This window comes from Paenibacillus macerans, from assembly GCF_050565405.1.
Classification (GTDB): Bacteria; Bacillota; Bacilli; order Paenibacillales; family Paenibacillaceae; genus Fontibacillus; species Fontibacillus macerans_B.
This window is the reverse complement of sequence record NZ_JBNYYG010000004.1, coordinates 132,507-145,641: the sequence shown is the minus strand read 5'-3', so window position 1 is coordinate 145,641 and position 13,135 is coordinate 132,507. Positions and strand designations below refer to the sequence as shown.

Annotated in this window: 15 protein-coding genes; 9 read left to right on the top strand and 6 right to left on the bottom strand. The window is 54.2% G+C overall.

The window, feature by feature from the left end:
- Positions 1 to 64 precede the first annotated feature (64 nt).
- The 3 genes from ACQ4N8_RS05390 to ACQ4N8_RS05380 all read right to left on the bottom strand — a co-directional run bounded on the left by ACQ4N8_RS05390 (position 65) and on the right by ACQ4N8_RS05380 (position 2,419).
- Positions 65 to 559: a cation:proton antiporter regulatory subunit gene (locus ACQ4N8_RS05390; RefSeq protein WP_430703320.1), complete on the bottom strand. Its 495-nt coding sequence runs from the start codon at positions 557 to 559 to the stop codon at positions 65 to 67.
- A gap of 116 nt (positions 560 to 675) precedes the next feature.
- Positions 676 to 1,026, bottom strand: coding sequence for a hypothetical protein (locus tag ACQ4N8_RS05385; protein ID WP_430703319.1), 351 nt, complete (start codon positions 1,024 to 1,026; stop codon positions 676 to 678).
- 109 nt (positions 1,027 to 1,135) lie between these two features.
- The gene (locus ACQ4N8_RS05380; RefSeq protein WP_430703318.1) at positions 1,136 to 2,419 is read right to left on the bottom strand and encodes an ArsB/NhaD family transporter; all 1,284 of its coding nucleotides are present in this window, start codon (positions 2,417 to 2,419) and stop codon (positions 1,136 to 1,138) included.
- A 354-nt stretch (positions 2,420 to 2,773) separates the two neighbouring features.
- Here ACQ4N8_RS05380 and ACQ4N8_RS05375 point away from each other — a divergent pair, with 354 nt between their 5' ends.
- The 7 genes from ACQ4N8_RS05375 to ACQ4N8_RS05345 all read left to right on the top strand — a co-directional run bounded on the left by ACQ4N8_RS05375 (position 2,774) and on the right by ACQ4N8_RS05345 (position 7,524).
- On the top strand, positions 2,774 to 3,070 hold the full coding sequence (locus tag ACQ4N8_RS05375; RefSeq protein WP_430703317.1) for a hypothetical protein: 297 nt from the start codon (positions 2,774 to 2,776) through the stop codon (positions 3,068 to 3,070).
- A 62-nt stretch (positions 3,071 to 3,132) separates the two neighbouring features.
- Entirely contained in the window at positions 3,133 to 3,807 is a 675-nt protein-coding gene (locus tag ACQ4N8_RS05370) for a PspA/IM30 family protein (RefSeq protein ID WP_430703316.1), read from the top strand.
- 5 nt (positions 3,808 to 3,812) lie between these two features.
- Positions 3,813 to 4,322 carry a PspC domain-containing protein gene (locus ACQ4N8_RS05365; RefSeq protein WP_430703350.1) on the top strand — a complete coding sequence of 170 codons (510 nt, stop codon included), beginning with the start codon at positions 3,813 to 3,815 and terminating at the stop codon, positions 4,320 to 4,322.
- A gap of 3 nt (positions 4,323 to 4,325) precedes the next feature.
- Complete coding sequence (locus tag ACQ4N8_RS05360) at positions 4,326 to 5,027, top strand: PspA/IM30 family protein (RefSeq protein ID WP_430703315.1); 702 nt, start codon at positions 4,326 to 4,328, stop codon at positions 5,025 to 5,027.
- Between the two features lie 116 nt (positions 5,028 to 5,143).
- The gene (gene liaF / locus ACQ4N8_RS05355) at positions 5,144 to 5,794 is read left to right on the top strand and encodes a cell wall-active antibiotics response protein LiaF (protein ID WP_430703314.1); all 651 of its coding nucleotides are present in this window, start codon (positions 5,144 to 5,146) and stop codon (positions 5,792 to 5,794) included.
- Positions 5,795 to 5,813: 19 nt separating this feature from the next.
- Positions 5,814 to 6,896: a sensor histidine kinase gene (locus ACQ4N8_RS05350; protein ID WP_430703313.1), complete on the top strand. Its 1,083-nt coding sequence runs from the start codon at positions 5,814 to 5,816 to the stop codon at positions 6,894 to 6,896.
- A complete protein-coding gene (locus ACQ4N8_RS05345; protein ID WP_430703312.1) occupies positions 6,871 to 7,524 on the top strand; it encodes a response regulator in 654 nt (217 codons plus the stop codon). Before ACQ4N8_RS05350 ends, ACQ4N8_RS05345 begins: the two co-directional genes overlap by 26 nt.
- 22 nt (positions 7,525 to 7,546) lie before the next feature.
- Here ACQ4N8_RS05345 and ACQ4N8_RS05340 read toward each other — a convergent pair whose 3' ends face one another.
- From ACQ4N8_RS05340 to ACQ4N8_RS05330, 3 genes are read right to left on the bottom strand one after another with little or no spacing between them, the layout of a single operon-like run.
- Positions 7,547 to 8,692 (bottom strand): Ger(x)C family spore germination protein, encoded by a 1,146-nt coding sequence (locus ACQ4N8_RS05340; protein ID WP_430703311.1) that lies wholly within the window; start codon positions 8,690 to 8,692, stop codon positions 7,547 to 7,549.
- Complete coding sequence (locus tag ACQ4N8_RS05335) at positions 8,689 to 10,179, bottom strand: spore germination protein (RefSeq protein WP_430703310.1); 1,491 nt, start codon at positions 10,177 to 10,179, stop codon at positions 8,689 to 8,691. Before ACQ4N8_RS05335 ends, ACQ4N8_RS05340 begins: the two co-directional genes overlap by 4 nt.
- Entirely contained in the window at positions 10,154 to 11,266 is a 1,113-nt protein-coding gene (locus ACQ4N8_RS05330) for a GerAB/ArcD/ProY family transporter (protein ID WP_430703309.1), read from the bottom strand. Before ACQ4N8_RS05330 ends, ACQ4N8_RS05335 begins: the two co-directional genes overlap by 26 nt.
- 155 nt (positions 11,267 to 11,421) lie before the next feature.
- Here ACQ4N8_RS05330 and ACQ4N8_RS05325 point away from each other — a divergent pair, with 155 nt between their 5' ends.
- Positions 11,422 to 12,240 carry a YwmB family TATA-box binding protein gene (locus tag ACQ4N8_RS05325; RefSeq protein WP_430703308.1) on the top strand — a complete coding sequence of 273 codons (819 nt, stop codon included), beginning with the start codon at positions 11,422 to 11,424 and terminating at the stop codon, positions 12,238 to 12,240.
- 327 nt (positions 12,241 to 12,567) lie between these two features.
- Positions 12,568 to 13,041, top strand: coding sequence for a fused MFS/spermidine synthase (locus ACQ4N8_RS05320; RefSeq protein WP_430703307.1), 474 nt, complete (start codon positions 12,568 to 12,570; stop codon positions 13,039 to 13,041).
- The last annotated feature ends 94 nt before the right edge of the window (positions 13,042 to 13,135 follow it).

The window sequence follows — 13,135 nt, the reverse complement described above, 5'->3', positions numbered from 1 at the left end:
ATGAAGAAAAAGCCCCTTCTCCGGTTAGGAGAGGGGGCTTCGGCTTTCGGCGAATGGCATGCGTTCAACCTTTTCCACTCAATAGGATCTGTCGGATTTGTTGCTGATGAAGCCGTTCGCCGAGCACAACCACCATCGCGTCGGCGGTCAGAAGCACGTCGGCTCCCGGATTGATGTGTTTGGTATGGTTTTTTTCGATAACGGCGATAATGGTCGCCCCCGAACGCTGACGAATCCGTAGATCCCCGATCGTTTTGCCGATCGCTTTGAAATTCGGTTCAAGTTTGTACCATTCGATAATCAGATCGCCGAGCGCCACTTCGATGTTTTCCAAAGCGGTAGGCTTGTAAGTTACGCCTCCGATAATGGCCGACACGTATCTCGCCTCGTCATCGTCCAAAGTGACCATGGAGATGCTGTCATCGGGATTGTCGTGTTCGAAATGATACAGCTCGCGCCGGCCGTCATCGTGGAGGATAATAGCCAGTTTTTCGCCGCTGCGGGTTTGAACCGCGAACTTTTTACCGATTCCCGGCAGATCTGTTTCTTTGAGATTCATTTGAGTCAAGCCTCCAGTATTTAGGGTCGTCTTCGATTTTTGGAAATTGCGAAACAAGCCTGATTTCCCGCAATAAAAAATGGGCATCGGGCCGCAGAAAATAAAGCCAGAGAGGTTTAAGCCACGAACATACTCGTAAATTTGATGGGTAATAACAACAGCCGCTTTAACAGCAGGCAAAACAAAGGGCGGAAACGAACCCACGGCGCCATCAATAAAAAGGAGGCCGTTACGGGTACCGTATCCAGGTGATGCGGGGTTCTGTCGATAAACAGCTTGCCGTGAGGCGTAGACGAATTCAGTCGCAAAGGGATCTTGTGGGAGCGATGATAATCCGTTTCGTAGGCATCCCGTTCTCCCGTCCCAGCCTGGGCGGGAAGAGAAGAAAACGCCGGGAGAAGGAAAACCATGAATAACGCCAGGATAAAAGCAGCCAGCAAGCGGCCAAACCGGAAACGCGTTTTCATGTCGGATCCCTCCCCCCGGAATAGTAAGTTACCTAAAGGATAGCATAACGCCGGTTTTTTCTCAAAAGAAGGAAACATAAGCGCCAAAGATCGCGAAGTTTACTTCGGCTTAGATTAGGAAGTAACGAATCACAATATACGCGCTGGAGAGCACGATCGATAATATCATTAACGGGAAGCCGTATTTAAGGAAGCGCATGAACGAAATCGGCTCGCCTTCTTTGGACGACATGCCCGCAGCGATCAGATTCGCGCTGGCACCGATCAACGAACCGTTGCCGCCGAGACATGCGCCCAGAGCCAAGCTCCACCACAATGGCTCCAAGTTGTCGATGCCCATGGCACCCATATCCTGTATCATCGGAATCATCGTTGCCACGAACGGGATATTATCGAGGAACGAGGACGCGATCGCGCTGAGCCAAAGAATCAGCATGGAGGTCGTCAGCGGATCGCCTCCGGTCAAGTCGATGGCCCATTCGGCCAGAAGCTTGATGGTGCCGGTCTCGATCAAACCCCCTACGAGCACGAACAATCCCACAAAGAAGAAAATCGTTGGCCATTCTACGGAGCGGAAGGCTCTTTCCATGACATGTTCCCCCGTGAGGAGGAGCAGAAGGAAAGCTCCTGCCAAAGCGACGGTAGCCGATTCCAAATGGAATGTTTGATGCAGGAAAAAGCCCAGTAAGGTTAGGCCCAATATAATGAGGCATTTGATGAGTAACTTTTGATCCGTGATCAAGCCGTTTAGGCTGATGTTCATGATACTTTTCTGATTTTCCGGCGTTGCCTTGATGCTTTTACGGAAAATTATCACAAACAGCGGCAGGGTGGCGGCCAAAATCAAGACGGCGATCGGGGCCAGATTCTGAAGGAAAGCGACGAAGGTCAATTCCTTAACGGCGCTGCCGATCATGATGTTGGGCGGGTCACCGATCAAGGTGGCCGTCCCGCCAATGTTTGAAGCGACGATCAGCGAGAAAATATACGGAAACGATTTGACTTTCAACTGGCGCGTGATGCTGAAGGTTACCGGAACCATCAGGATAATCGTTGTGACATTGTCCAGGAATGCGGAGCCGATCGCCGTAATAAGCGCGAGCAGCCAAAGGATCGTCACGGGGTTGCCCTTGGCTTTCCGGGCCGTCCAAATACCGATGTATTTGAACAGACCGGTTTCCGCCGTCGTATTAACGATGATCATCATCCCGATCAACAGGCCTAGCGTATTGAAATCAATGTGGTGAATCGCCGATTCCTGATCGATGATACCCAGTACGATCATCAGGACCCCGCCGACCATGGCGAGCAGCGTGCGGTGAATCTTCTCCGAAATAATGAGTGCGTAAGTCAGCAAAAAAATGCCGATCGCCCAGATGGCTTGTTGCTCCATGAATTACTCCTCCTCAGTAGTGTGCAATGACGCGAGGTATCATTAGATTACCATGCGCGGGCGAATTTATGCCCTGAAAGCCCTTAAAAGGCAAAAAGAGCCCGCTACATGGCAGGCTCCTCCGATAACTGTCATTTTCTATTGTTTATAATGCCTACATCATTATATTATTGGACCTTTCAAAAGTAAAGAACTTGATTGGCATGGAGGACGGCTTCCCGTTATACCCGTGGGCTGAGCGCGTCCTCGACTTAGGTCTAGGTTGAAAAACCGTCCCCGGTCCGTTTTGGGAAACTCGGATTCCACCTAGAATAGAGACATAAGGTTGATCCAATGAGAGGCGGTGATAAATCAATGAGAACAAATCGACCGAATGTATTCGCTATTGTACTTATTGCCCTGGGCGCTTTGATTTTGCTGGGCAAACTAACTCCATTCCTGGGCAGCTTGTTCGGACTGGTGGTCGCGGTCGTGATGATCGGTCTGGGTTACTACGGCATTCGCCGGGGGAACGCGTTTTTCGGATGGCTGGTGTTGATCTTCGGGGTCATTTCCCTTATCTCCAAGCTGGCCTGGCTGATCGTTCCGGTGCTTGGTATCGGGTTAATCGTATACGGTATCTCCTCCCTGCGAGGAAGACGGGGTTACTGATTGATAGCATACATGTTCAATAACTTGAAATGAGGACCGAAAGGTTAGGAGGGAAGGGTGTCATGAGTGTATTTCGTCGGGTACGGGATATTACGGTAGCCACTTTGAACGAAAAATTGGAACAATCTCAAGATCCGGTCCGATTGATCGACCAGTTTCTGATCGAGACGCGGCAGGAAATCGCCGAAGCCGAGAAGCTGCATTATCAATATGCCGGACATGCAAAACAACTGAAGCAGCAAGTGGATCAAGCCAAAGTAATGCGCGATAAGCGGGAAGAGCAAGCGCTGCTCGCCCTGAAAGCGGGCGAAGAACATCTTGCCAAATTAGCCCTGCAAGAGAAGATGCTGTACGAAGAGAAGGTCGAGCAGTATTCCGATCTCTACACGCAAAGCCTTGAATCGCTGCAGGAGCTGGAAGCCCAATTGAACGAACTGAAGACCGAATATCAGGTCGTCTACAACAAGCGTCAATATTATTACGCCAGAATGGAGACGCTCCGTTTGCAGCAACGGATGAACCAGCGGATGAGCGGCTACGGCGTGCAAGACGTGCCGAAGATGTTCCACCGTTTGGAGGATCGGGTGTCCGATATGGAATGGGAAGCCCGCAGCCTTCGCGATTTGCGGAAAGCAGGCCAGGACTTTGTGAATCAGGCCGGCTCCGTCATTCAATCGACTCTGGAACAAGAGCTCTCCCGTTTGAAGCAGAAGCTGAATAACCAAGGAGGGGAGTAATGAGCATGGGAAGACTGTACCGTTCCAGACGAGATCGCTGGATTAGCGGGCTGATCGGCGGGCTGGGCGAATATTTCGGGATCAATACCACCGTGCTGCGGTTGATCGCCTTGGTCAGCATCGTGTTCACGGGCGGAACGACGATTTTCATCTATTTCATCGCCGCCTTGGTCGTTTCCAAGGAGCCGTATCCGCCGCAGGATCCGTACTATAACGGCGGATGGCCGGGCGGCGGTTATCAGCAGCCTTACGGGTCGAAGCGCCGGGACTACTACGAGGATCCCCGCTTCAGCGGGCGGCCTCCTTACGGAAGCAGCAACGGAAATGCTTATGGAACCCCGCCGCAGCCGCCGCAATACGGCGCCGGCGCTCCGGGTGCTCCGGGAGCCGGTTTCAACGCCGCCGGAGCATCCCATCTGGATTCCATGATGGAAGATATCGAGAAGAAAGCCATGAAAAAAGAACTGGAAGAGCTGCGCAAGAAGCTCTCCGATTACGAGAAGGGAGAAGTGTAAAACATGGGAGTATTCAAAAGAATTAAGGATATTACAAAAGCATCGGTTAACGATATGTTGGATAAGGTGGAAGACCCGATTGTCATGCTGAACCAATACCTGCGCGATATGGAGGCTGAAATCCGCGACGCCGAAGTGACGGTGGCCAAGCAAATGGCCAACGAACGCCGGATGAAACAACGCTTGGACGAAGCGGCCCGCATTTCCGCGCAGCGGGAAGCGCAAGCCGAAGTCGCTTTGCGGAACGGCCAGGAAGAAGTCGCCCGCAAAATGCTGGAAGAGAAAATCCACTACGATCAGAAGCAAACGGAATTCGCCGAGCTGCACGCTCAGTCGGAAGCTCAGGCTGCCGAACTGAAGAACCAACTGCATGAAATGAAAGACGAGTTCTACAAACTGCGCAACAAACGCAACGAGCTGGTCAGCCGGGCGCAAATGGCCAAAGCGAGAAAGCAAATGTCGCAAATCAGCAGCCTGCATACGATCGAAAGCGGCAACGCGTCGCTCGGATTCCATCGCATGGAAGAGAAGATCATGCAATTGGAAGCGGAAGCTGAAGTGGCCGGCGTAGTCTATCGCGGAACCTCTTCCTCCACTTACGTCAGCCCGGCGGACGCCGAGAAACAGCTGAAAGTGGACGCGCAGCTGGAAGCGCTGAAATCCAAGCTGAACGCCCCTGCAACCCGCGAGGAAGACAAGGAATAACGCTACACGTCCATCGGACAATGTGGTATTCTAAATACTGGTGAAGCCATGCGGTATGGGGTCCCATACCGTTATGGCTTTTCCGACTCTTTGAACCTACACAGAGGAGGTGCGGCATGGATAAAAGGAAAAGGTTCTTAGCCATCGCTTTGATTGGACTTGGGGTTCTGATGATTTTCGGGAAATGGCTGAGCTTCTTTACCATTGTCGCCCTCTCTTTATTAGCATTCGGGGTTTATAAAATCCGCCAGGGAGACCGGGTCAAAACCGGTTACATTCTGCTTGCGGTCGGCGGCGGGATGATCCTGCTCGACCATTTCATGCTGGTGGTGGCGATTCTGATGATTTCGCTCGGCTTTTATTACGCCAAAATTCGCAAAACCCATCCTCAAGGCAATTATATGCAGAAGCAAAACATCACCTCCAGCATCCATTGGGACCGCGATCCGTGGAGCTTACGAAACACGAGCATGTGGCATGTGTTGGGCGAGCTCGATATCGATCTCTCGCTGGCGATGGTGGAAGGGGGGCATAACGTCCTGATGTTCCAAGGAATCGTCGGCGACGTCGATTTGGTCGTCCCGGAGGATTACGGCGTGGAAATCGAAGCGTTCGTGCTGTTCGGGCAAATCGACTTCGGCCAGGAAAAAGAAACGGGCATGCTCAACCGGCTGTATTGGAAGTCGCCGAATTACGAGCTCCGTGACCAAAAAGTGAAAATTATGATTTCCTACCTTGTAGGAGATGTCGATATACGTTTAACTTAAGACAGGAGGAACGTCCCGCATGAGAAAAAGAAAGCCGAGCAATATGGTATCCCGCAGCATGCGCGGGGGTATTCTCCTGTCTGTCATTATGATGGCGGCAACCTTTTACGTGCTGTATACATACGGGTATTTCCATCCCCAAACGTCCTGGAGGACGGGGGTCAAGACAGGCATCACGCTGCTGTCGCTGTTGGTCATCATCGGCGCGGCCTACGGTTTATTTCAGGGCTATCGTCCCAAACGGCAAATCGATGGGCTGCGCGATGCGTTGCTGCAATGGGAGAAAGGCAATCAGACCGGTACGGTTCCGAAGCTGGGCGAAGATGAGCTGGGGCGCCTGGCGGAACAGCTGGAGCGGATCGGCAAACGATGGGAGGAGCAGGTGTCCTCGCTCCAGCGCTTGTCGACGCATAACGCCCAGTTGGCCGAGCAGGCCCGGGTCTCGGCGATCGTCGAGGAGCGGCAACGGCTGGCCCGCGAGTTGCACGATGCCGTTTCGCAGCAGTTGTTCGCGATCTCGATGACCGCGACGGCCGTGGGCCGGACGCTGGAGAAGGACTTCGACAAAGCTCAGCGCCAGGTGGAGCTGATCGAGGAGATGGCCTCGGTGGCCCAGTCCGAGATGCGCGCGTTGCTGCTGCATTTACGTCCGGTTTATTTGGAAGGCAAGGAATTGTCCCAAGGCTTGAAGGATCTTGTACGGGAACTCAAAACCAAGGTACCGATGGATCTGACCTTGGAAATGGACGAGGATCTCAACCTTGGCAAAGGGATCGAAAACCATCTGTTCCGCATCATCCAGGAAGCGATGTCTAACACGCTGCGCCACGCCAAAGCGGATAAGATGGAAATCCGCATCCACCGGCGCGGCGAAGCGGTCAAGGTGACGCTGCGCGACAACGGCATCGGGTTCCAGCTGGATGACAAGAAGCAGGCTTCCTACGGTTTGTCCACGATGCAGGAACGCATTCATGAAATCGGCGGATCGATTCAATTTATCACCGCGCCCGGCAAGGGAACGCGGATCGAAATGACGGTACCATTAATCAATGAGGAAAGCGGGGGGGAGATCAGCGATGGAGATGGAAGACAAGGAGATTAAAGTGCTGCTTGTGGATGATCACGAAATGGTAAGGATCGGCCTGGCGGCGGTATTGGGCACCGAAGACGGCATCGAGGTGGTCGGGGAGGCGAGCAGCGGGGAAGAAGGCATCCGGCTTGCCCAGGAATATCGGCCCGACGTCGTGCTGATGGATTTGGTCATGGACGGGATGGACGGGATCGAAGCGACCCGCCAGCTCCTGTCGCTGCACCCGGAATGCAAAGTGATCGTGCTGACGAGCTACCTGGACGATGAGAAGATGTACCCGGTCATTGAGGCGGGCGCTTTCAGTTATCTGCTCAAGACCTCCCGCGCTTCCGAGATCGCCGAAGCGATCCGCGCTGCGGCCCGCGGACAGTCCGTGCTCGAATCGCAGGTCGCTTCGAAGATGATGAACCGGTTCCGGCAGCCGAAAGCGGAAACGCCGGCCCATGAGGAGTTGACCGAACGCGAAATGGACGTCCTGCGGCTGCTGGCCCAAGGGAAGTCGAATCAGGATATTGCCGACGACCTGATTATCGGCATCAAGACGGTCAAATTCCACGTGACGAACATTTTGGCGAAGCTGGGGGTCGAGGACCGAACTCAGGCCGCCATTTACGCATACAAAAACGGTTTGGCGGAGTGATTTGCTCCGTCAAACCGTTTTTTCATTTGCCGGGCAATTTATAGGAGGTGGAGTGGGCAATTTCGACTTCCGCATTTACCTCCTCCAGCCCCAACCGCGAAATGCACGGCTTGCCGCCGGCGCAAATGCGCTTCCAGCGGGCTTGATCATAACGGTAAAGCTTTTCCTCCAAATTGTAGATATCGATGTTTTTTGACTTGGCGGCCGCAAAAGAACGCCTGATATCCTCTTCGATCTTCTTTGCCGCCAAAGCGCTAATGTCGGCGGCGGTGGCCCTGCTGGAAGCTCCTATCTCCGTGATATAGGCTTTGAGGCGGACCCGGATGCGAACGTCATTGCCTGTTCCTCCCTTTCCAATCCGAATGTCTCTCTTGGGGCTGCCGATGCTGAGCGTAACCGGCGAGCCGTCGTTCAGCGTCAGCGTGAGCGGATATTTGCTCATTCTTTTGAACGAGACGTATCTGGCCCCTTGCAGCATCGTTTGATCGACCACCCCCCGGTTACGTCCTTCCGCTATGGCGTAGGCGCCGGTCAGCTTCACCTGCGGAACGGGTTCGCCGTTCTCCTCCCATACTTCGTCGGTCCAACTGATCTGGGGAAGCAGCGCCGTAACGGCCGGTTCCTTGACGCCATCCATAAATTTGATTAACCGGATCGGCTCGGCGAAGGAATATTGCCTGAATATCTCCTTGGGTTCAAGCAACAGTGAATTTAAAACCGATTCATTGAGCAGAGAAACGCTCGAAAAAACGGTCGGAATATCCTTGTCGGTGCCGAATACCCAAGGCGTGTACCTCAGGTCCCGCGAACGGATCAAGCCGTTGAGCGCGCCTTTCAGATGCTTGTCAAGCAGCGCTTGGGAGAAGACGATCGCCCGGACATGCGTCCAAAGCGTTCGTTGCTGAGAGGCGGGATACAGCGAATTCAACGCCTCGGTGACCGTCTTCCCTTCCCCTTTGCCGATCCAAACTTTCGCGTTCCCCGTTTCGACGGTACCTTCCTGTTTGGCTATCTCCGCAAAGTCCAGCAATTGCGCGTAGATGACATAGCGGCCGTCGTCGTAATCGACGCCCAGCGCGGTCACGAAATTGACATTCTGCGCTTCCTTCAAATCCCAACAACCCGTCAGCACTAGGATGAGCGCCAAGATGGCTGGAGTTGCTCTCAAGGGTTGTCCCTCCTTGCGGTTTTGTCGAACGGACGAAGGATGCGGGACCTTTTCTTGAGGGTGGTCGACGGCTTCATCATCACGGCTTCGGCAAAGTCGCCTTTGGTGAACGGGGAGAGCGGAGACAGGTAAGGCACGCCGTAAGACTCCAGCGAGGAGAGGTACAAGGCCAGGGAGATGAAGCTGACCAAAAAACCGAACATCCCGAAGGTAGCTGACAGGAGCAAAATGACAATGCGAAGATGGGCCGACGTACCGCTTAATGCCTGGTTTTCCAAAGTTGAACTGGACACGATCGCGATCGCGACGGCTACGATGATAGTCGGCGACGTGATCCCCGCCCGAATGGCGGCATCGCCGATGATCAAACCGCCGACCACGGTTATCGTCTTTCCAATGGACTGCGGCAGCCGCCTGCCGGCCTCGTTGAAGATTTCGAACAGGAACAGCATGATAAAGGTTTCAAATGGGATCGGAAAAGGCAAGCCGTGCCGCGAATTGCTGATGGTCGCCAGCAACGGGAGCGGGATTTGCTCAAGATTGAAGCTGCTCAGCGCTACGTAAAAGCCTGGCAAAAACAACCCGATCGTTAGTCCAAAGATCCGCAGCACTTTTTGCACCGAGACGATGTAAAAAGGCGTATTGGCATCCTCCGGAGAGATCAGCAAATTCATGAGCGTAACGGGAGCAATGGTGGCGATCGGGTTTCCCTCGACCAAGACGGCGAAACGCCCGGCCAGCAGCGCATCGGCAATGTAATCCGGCCGTCCGGAGTAATCGGTCAACGGGAAAATCGCTTTTCTTCGGGAGCCGGTCACGACGGCCTCCACGAACGAGGTTCCGATGATCGCATCGGTATCGATTCCGTGCAACCGCCGGCGGGCTTCCTCAAGAATGTCCGGGTTGATGACGTCCCGGATATAAAAGAGCGCGATTCTCGTTTCTCCGCGTCTCCCCTTGACGATTTCTTCCACGCATAGCGATTGGGTCCGCAGCCGCTTGCGGATCAAGCCGATATTGGTCGTCAAATTTTCCGTGAACCCGTCGCGGGCTCCTTTGACCGCGGCTTCGGTACTGGCTTCCTCCGGGGAACGGCCCGGAGGATTGGAGATATCGAAGCTGAAAAAGGACTGCTTGTCCTCAAAATAGATCGCCAGCAGGCCGGAGTAGACCAGATGCGAAATTTGATGCAGCAGATCGGGCCCCTCGATTCGGTCCAGCGGCAGATGGCGGTTGCGTTCAATCGCCTCGATTCCCGGGTTGTCCTGTTCGCGGAACAGGTCGGCCAGGCGGGGCATGACGAATTCGTTCAACTGTTTGATGTCGGCCATGGGCTCGCAGTAGATCAAGGTTACGGGTTGGCTGTATTTCATTCCCGCATCGAACCGGTGAAATTTGACGTCGGCCGAATGCCGGAAATACTTCTTCAGAAAGGGCGTGTCAATAGGGCCGGCCGGCCGGTCAGACACGGAGTCGCTGGGATTCATGAAGATCGTCCTTTCTTCTTTTTCTTAACAAGGCAGCAGCGGCAACGATTAGGGTCATGCCAAAAATGAAATAGGTATTCGCAGGAAACACGTAACGAATCATCAGGTGCTGGAACGCGATGTCAGTAATGGTATAGCAGCTGAGCGGCACGAGAATCACGGCAAGGGTGGCGAGCAGAGACGGCCTCCAACGGGCGGAGCGCTTCTTCCACATGTCGGCAATGACGATCAGCGCAAACGAAATGCGGATGCAGCTGCCGGACAACCATTGGTAGATCGAAAAAAAGTCGGTTTGTGAAACGTATTTGCCGAAACCGGCGATTCTCCATTCTTCGTAAGCCGGATAACGCTGGATCGCCGCTTCGAACGGGTTGAATTCGGCGATCGCGCCGGTTAAGGGCCCCAGGGTCAAGCCAAAAATGATGAACCCGAACGCGATAAAATGTTTTTTGGCCAGAGGTGCTTTCAGATAGGGCTGGATAAAGAAAACGAAGAAAAGTTCGAATAAACCCGAGCAAGCATACACCATGCCCCGCAAAACCGGGACCCACCCATGCTCAAACACGGGAAACAGCAGGCTGTAATCCTTGAATTCCACGTTGACGATGGCGACGTAAAATCCGAGCAGCACTACGAACGGAAGCAGGATTCCCGAGGTGATGGCGATCGTTTTCATGCCTTTAAGCGCGCCCGCCAGGCATAAAAGCATCAAAACCGTCGAGGTGGCGAGGATCGGAGTATACGGCAGGAAGGTCACCTTCATCCACATAATGGTATCGAATAAACTGAACCAGGCCGTAGCGAAGAAAAATGCCGTGATGAGGCATTGAAACAAAAAAGCAGGAAATCGGCCGAACCGGTGGCGAATCAAATCGGGAAGGGCCATCGTTCCGATCCGGGAAGAGGCGTATAGGATCAGGCACAGCAAAAGCGCGAAGGGCAGCGCCCCGAGGAGGACGGAAATCCAGGCATCGCGTTTGGCGATTTGCAGCAGGGCGGGTATGATGAACACATGGTTCGTAATCCCGATCGTAAGCATTAACGTCATGACGGCCTGCAATATGGTGGGTTTTGGCGAGCTGATCATAGGACTTCTCCCGTCTTCAGGCTAGAGTGGACGCGATTATTATTTCCAACCAAGATGTGGCTATACAGGCATAGATCGCGGGTGTTGGTCGCAATCAATCCAGGAAGGAATTGTCAGACTTGGCGGATTTCAAAAAAAAATCGGAGGGGATACGCATGCCGAATCGCAAGTTATGGAGTTTCAGTCTGGTCATCCTCGTTTGCGCGGTACTGCTGGTCGGTTTGCAGCGCGTCAACCGTAACGTTCAGGAGGAGCCTTCCGCGGTAAATCCAGCGGAAGCTGCGGCCCGGCAACTGGCGGCGCTTCACGCGATGGGGGAGGCCGCGACGGAAGACCCGTTCCAAATCACAGTGAAATGGCAGGGAGAATGGTCCACGTTGCTGTCCCCGGAGGAGGCGGCGGGGGTACTGTCCAGCCGATTGGGATTATCTGCGACGGAGCGGCAACTTGTCCAGAATCATGACGTTTACGGCGCGGAGGGTCCGTTAGAGGGGCTTCCCGCCAAACTGTCGGTGACCGCGCAGGCGGAAAACAACTATTATGTCGTGTTGCGCATAGAGAGCATGGGCGGAGAAGCGGAGTCGCTAAAGCTGCTGACGGAAGCCCAGCAGTTGGCCGGCGATTCGCTGGCCGACGAAGGGGTGGAAATCGGCTGGAACGCGGCATTGCAGGGGATCGCCTGGCCGGCGACCGCAGCCCTGAACGCGGAGGCCTCCGGAGGGGAGCATGCTTTATCCCGAACGCTGGACAGCCTGGAGCGAAAAATACAAGCTTTGCCGAAGCTCAAGCTCAAAAAGGTGGAAGGGTTTGCCGACGAACTGACCGTGAGCCAATCCTATGCCGTGACGGGACTGCCGATTACCGCTCGGAGCGGCGACCATCAAGTGGCGCTGCAATTGGCCGTTCACCGCAATGCGGAAACCGGCATGGATGAAATCGCGATCGGTTCGCCGCTGCTGACCGTCGAATATTAAAGCGGCGTTCGATGGGACGGGACGACAAGGGGGATTCGGGTTTGCAGACCATACTGTTTCACAAACACAGCCCATACGCCGAGATCACGGTTTACGAAACGGACGAGTTGTACGGCGAGAAAGGCGTTTTTCGCGTCTTGCAGTTTGCGAACGAGGACGTGCAGGGCGCTATGGATATGAATCGGCCGGATCGGATCATACTAGAGTATCCGCGGGCCATGCTCCATTTACTGAAGCTGAACGCCCCCGCAGGTGAACGGTTTTTCATGGCGGGGCTCGGAACGGGGATGTTGCCGAAGCATTTGATGAGTGCAGGCGCCAAGGTGGTTGTGGCTGAGATCGATGAAATGGTGGCGGAGATTTGCCGGACTTTTTTTCGATGGTGCCGAGCTTCAGGTTCGCGTTGGCGACGGACGGCGCGTGCTGGAAGAAGAGCTCCCGGGCATTTACGACGGCATTATCCTAGATGCGTTCTCTGAAAAGGGAACGCCCCGGCATCTCGTATCCCGGAGCTTTTTTCGGTTGGCCGCGGAAAGGCTGCATTCAGGCGGCCTGATCCTCTTGAACGTGTTTGGCAGGGGAGCGGGGGACGGACTGGTTGCCGCGATCGCTACCACCCTTCTGGAGGAGCTTGATGATGTGCGGGTTTTTTCGCTGCCGGCCGAGCCGCCTCATGAGTTGCGGAATATGATCATAGCGGGCAGCCGCCGGCCGATCTCCTATCAGGGGCGGCAGATGGCCGGTTTCGTTGAGGTTCGGCCACCGGAAGGTTATATCATCGCGGAGGACGAGGAAGAATAAGGCCAGCAGGTCATGAAATCTGCATGAAAGACCGATGAATGTTAGCTGAAATTTCTGAAAACCCCTCTTTTTATGAAATTAATGTGATGGCATC

Coding starts and splice junctions, on each gene's coding strand:
- ACQ4N8_RS05370 (WP_430703316.1), top strand. CDS start 3,133: ATGAGTGTATTTCGTCGGGTACGGGATATTACGGTAGCCACTTTGAAC.
- ACQ4N8_RS05345 (WP_430703312.1), top strand. CDS start 6,871: ATGGAGATGGAAGACAAGGAGATTAAAGTGCTGCTTGTGGATGATCAC.
- ACQ4N8_RS05360 (WP_430703315.1), top strand. CDS start 4,326: ATGGGAGTATTCAAAAGAATTAAGGATATTACAAAAGCATCGGTTAAC.
- liaF (WP_430703314.1), top strand. CDS start 5,144: ATGGATAAAAGGAAAAGGTTCTTAGCCATCGCTTTGATTGGACTTGGG.
- ACQ4N8_RS05380 (WP_430703318.1), bottom strand. CDS start 2,419: ATGGAGCAACAAGCCATCTGGGCGATCGGCATTTTTTTGCTGACTTAC.
- ACQ4N8_RS05385 (WP_430703319.1), bottom strand. CDS start 1,026: ATGAAAACGCGTTTCCGGTTTGGCCGCTTGCTGGCTGCTTTTATCCTG.
- ACQ4N8_RS05325 (WP_430703308.1), top strand. CDS start 11,422: ATGCCGAATCGCAAGTTATGGAGTTTCAGTCTGGTCATCCTCGTTTGC.
- ACQ4N8_RS05365 (WP_430703350.1), top strand. CDS start 3,813: ATGGGAAGACTGTACCGTTCCAGACGAGATCGCTGGATTAGCGGGCTG.
- ACQ4N8_RS05375 (WP_430703317.1), top strand. CDS start 2,774: ATGAGAACAAATCGACCGAATGTATTCGCTATTGTACTTATTGCCCTG.
- ACQ4N8_RS05390 (WP_430703320.1), bottom strand. CDS start 559: ATGAATCTCAAAGAAACAGATCTGCCGGGAATCGGTAAAAAGTTCGCG.
- ACQ4N8_RS05330 (WP_430703309.1), bottom strand. CDS start 11,266: ATGATCAGCTCGCCAAAACCCACCATATTGCAGGCCGTCATGACGTTA.
- ACQ4N8_RS05335 (WP_430703310.1), bottom strand. CDS start 10,179: ATGAATCCCAGCGACTCCGTGTCTGACCGGCCGGCCGGCCCTATTGAC.
- ACQ4N8_RS05350 (WP_430703313.1), top strand. CDS start 5,814: ATGAGAAAAAGAAAGCCGAGCAATATGGTATCCCGCAGCATGCGCGGG.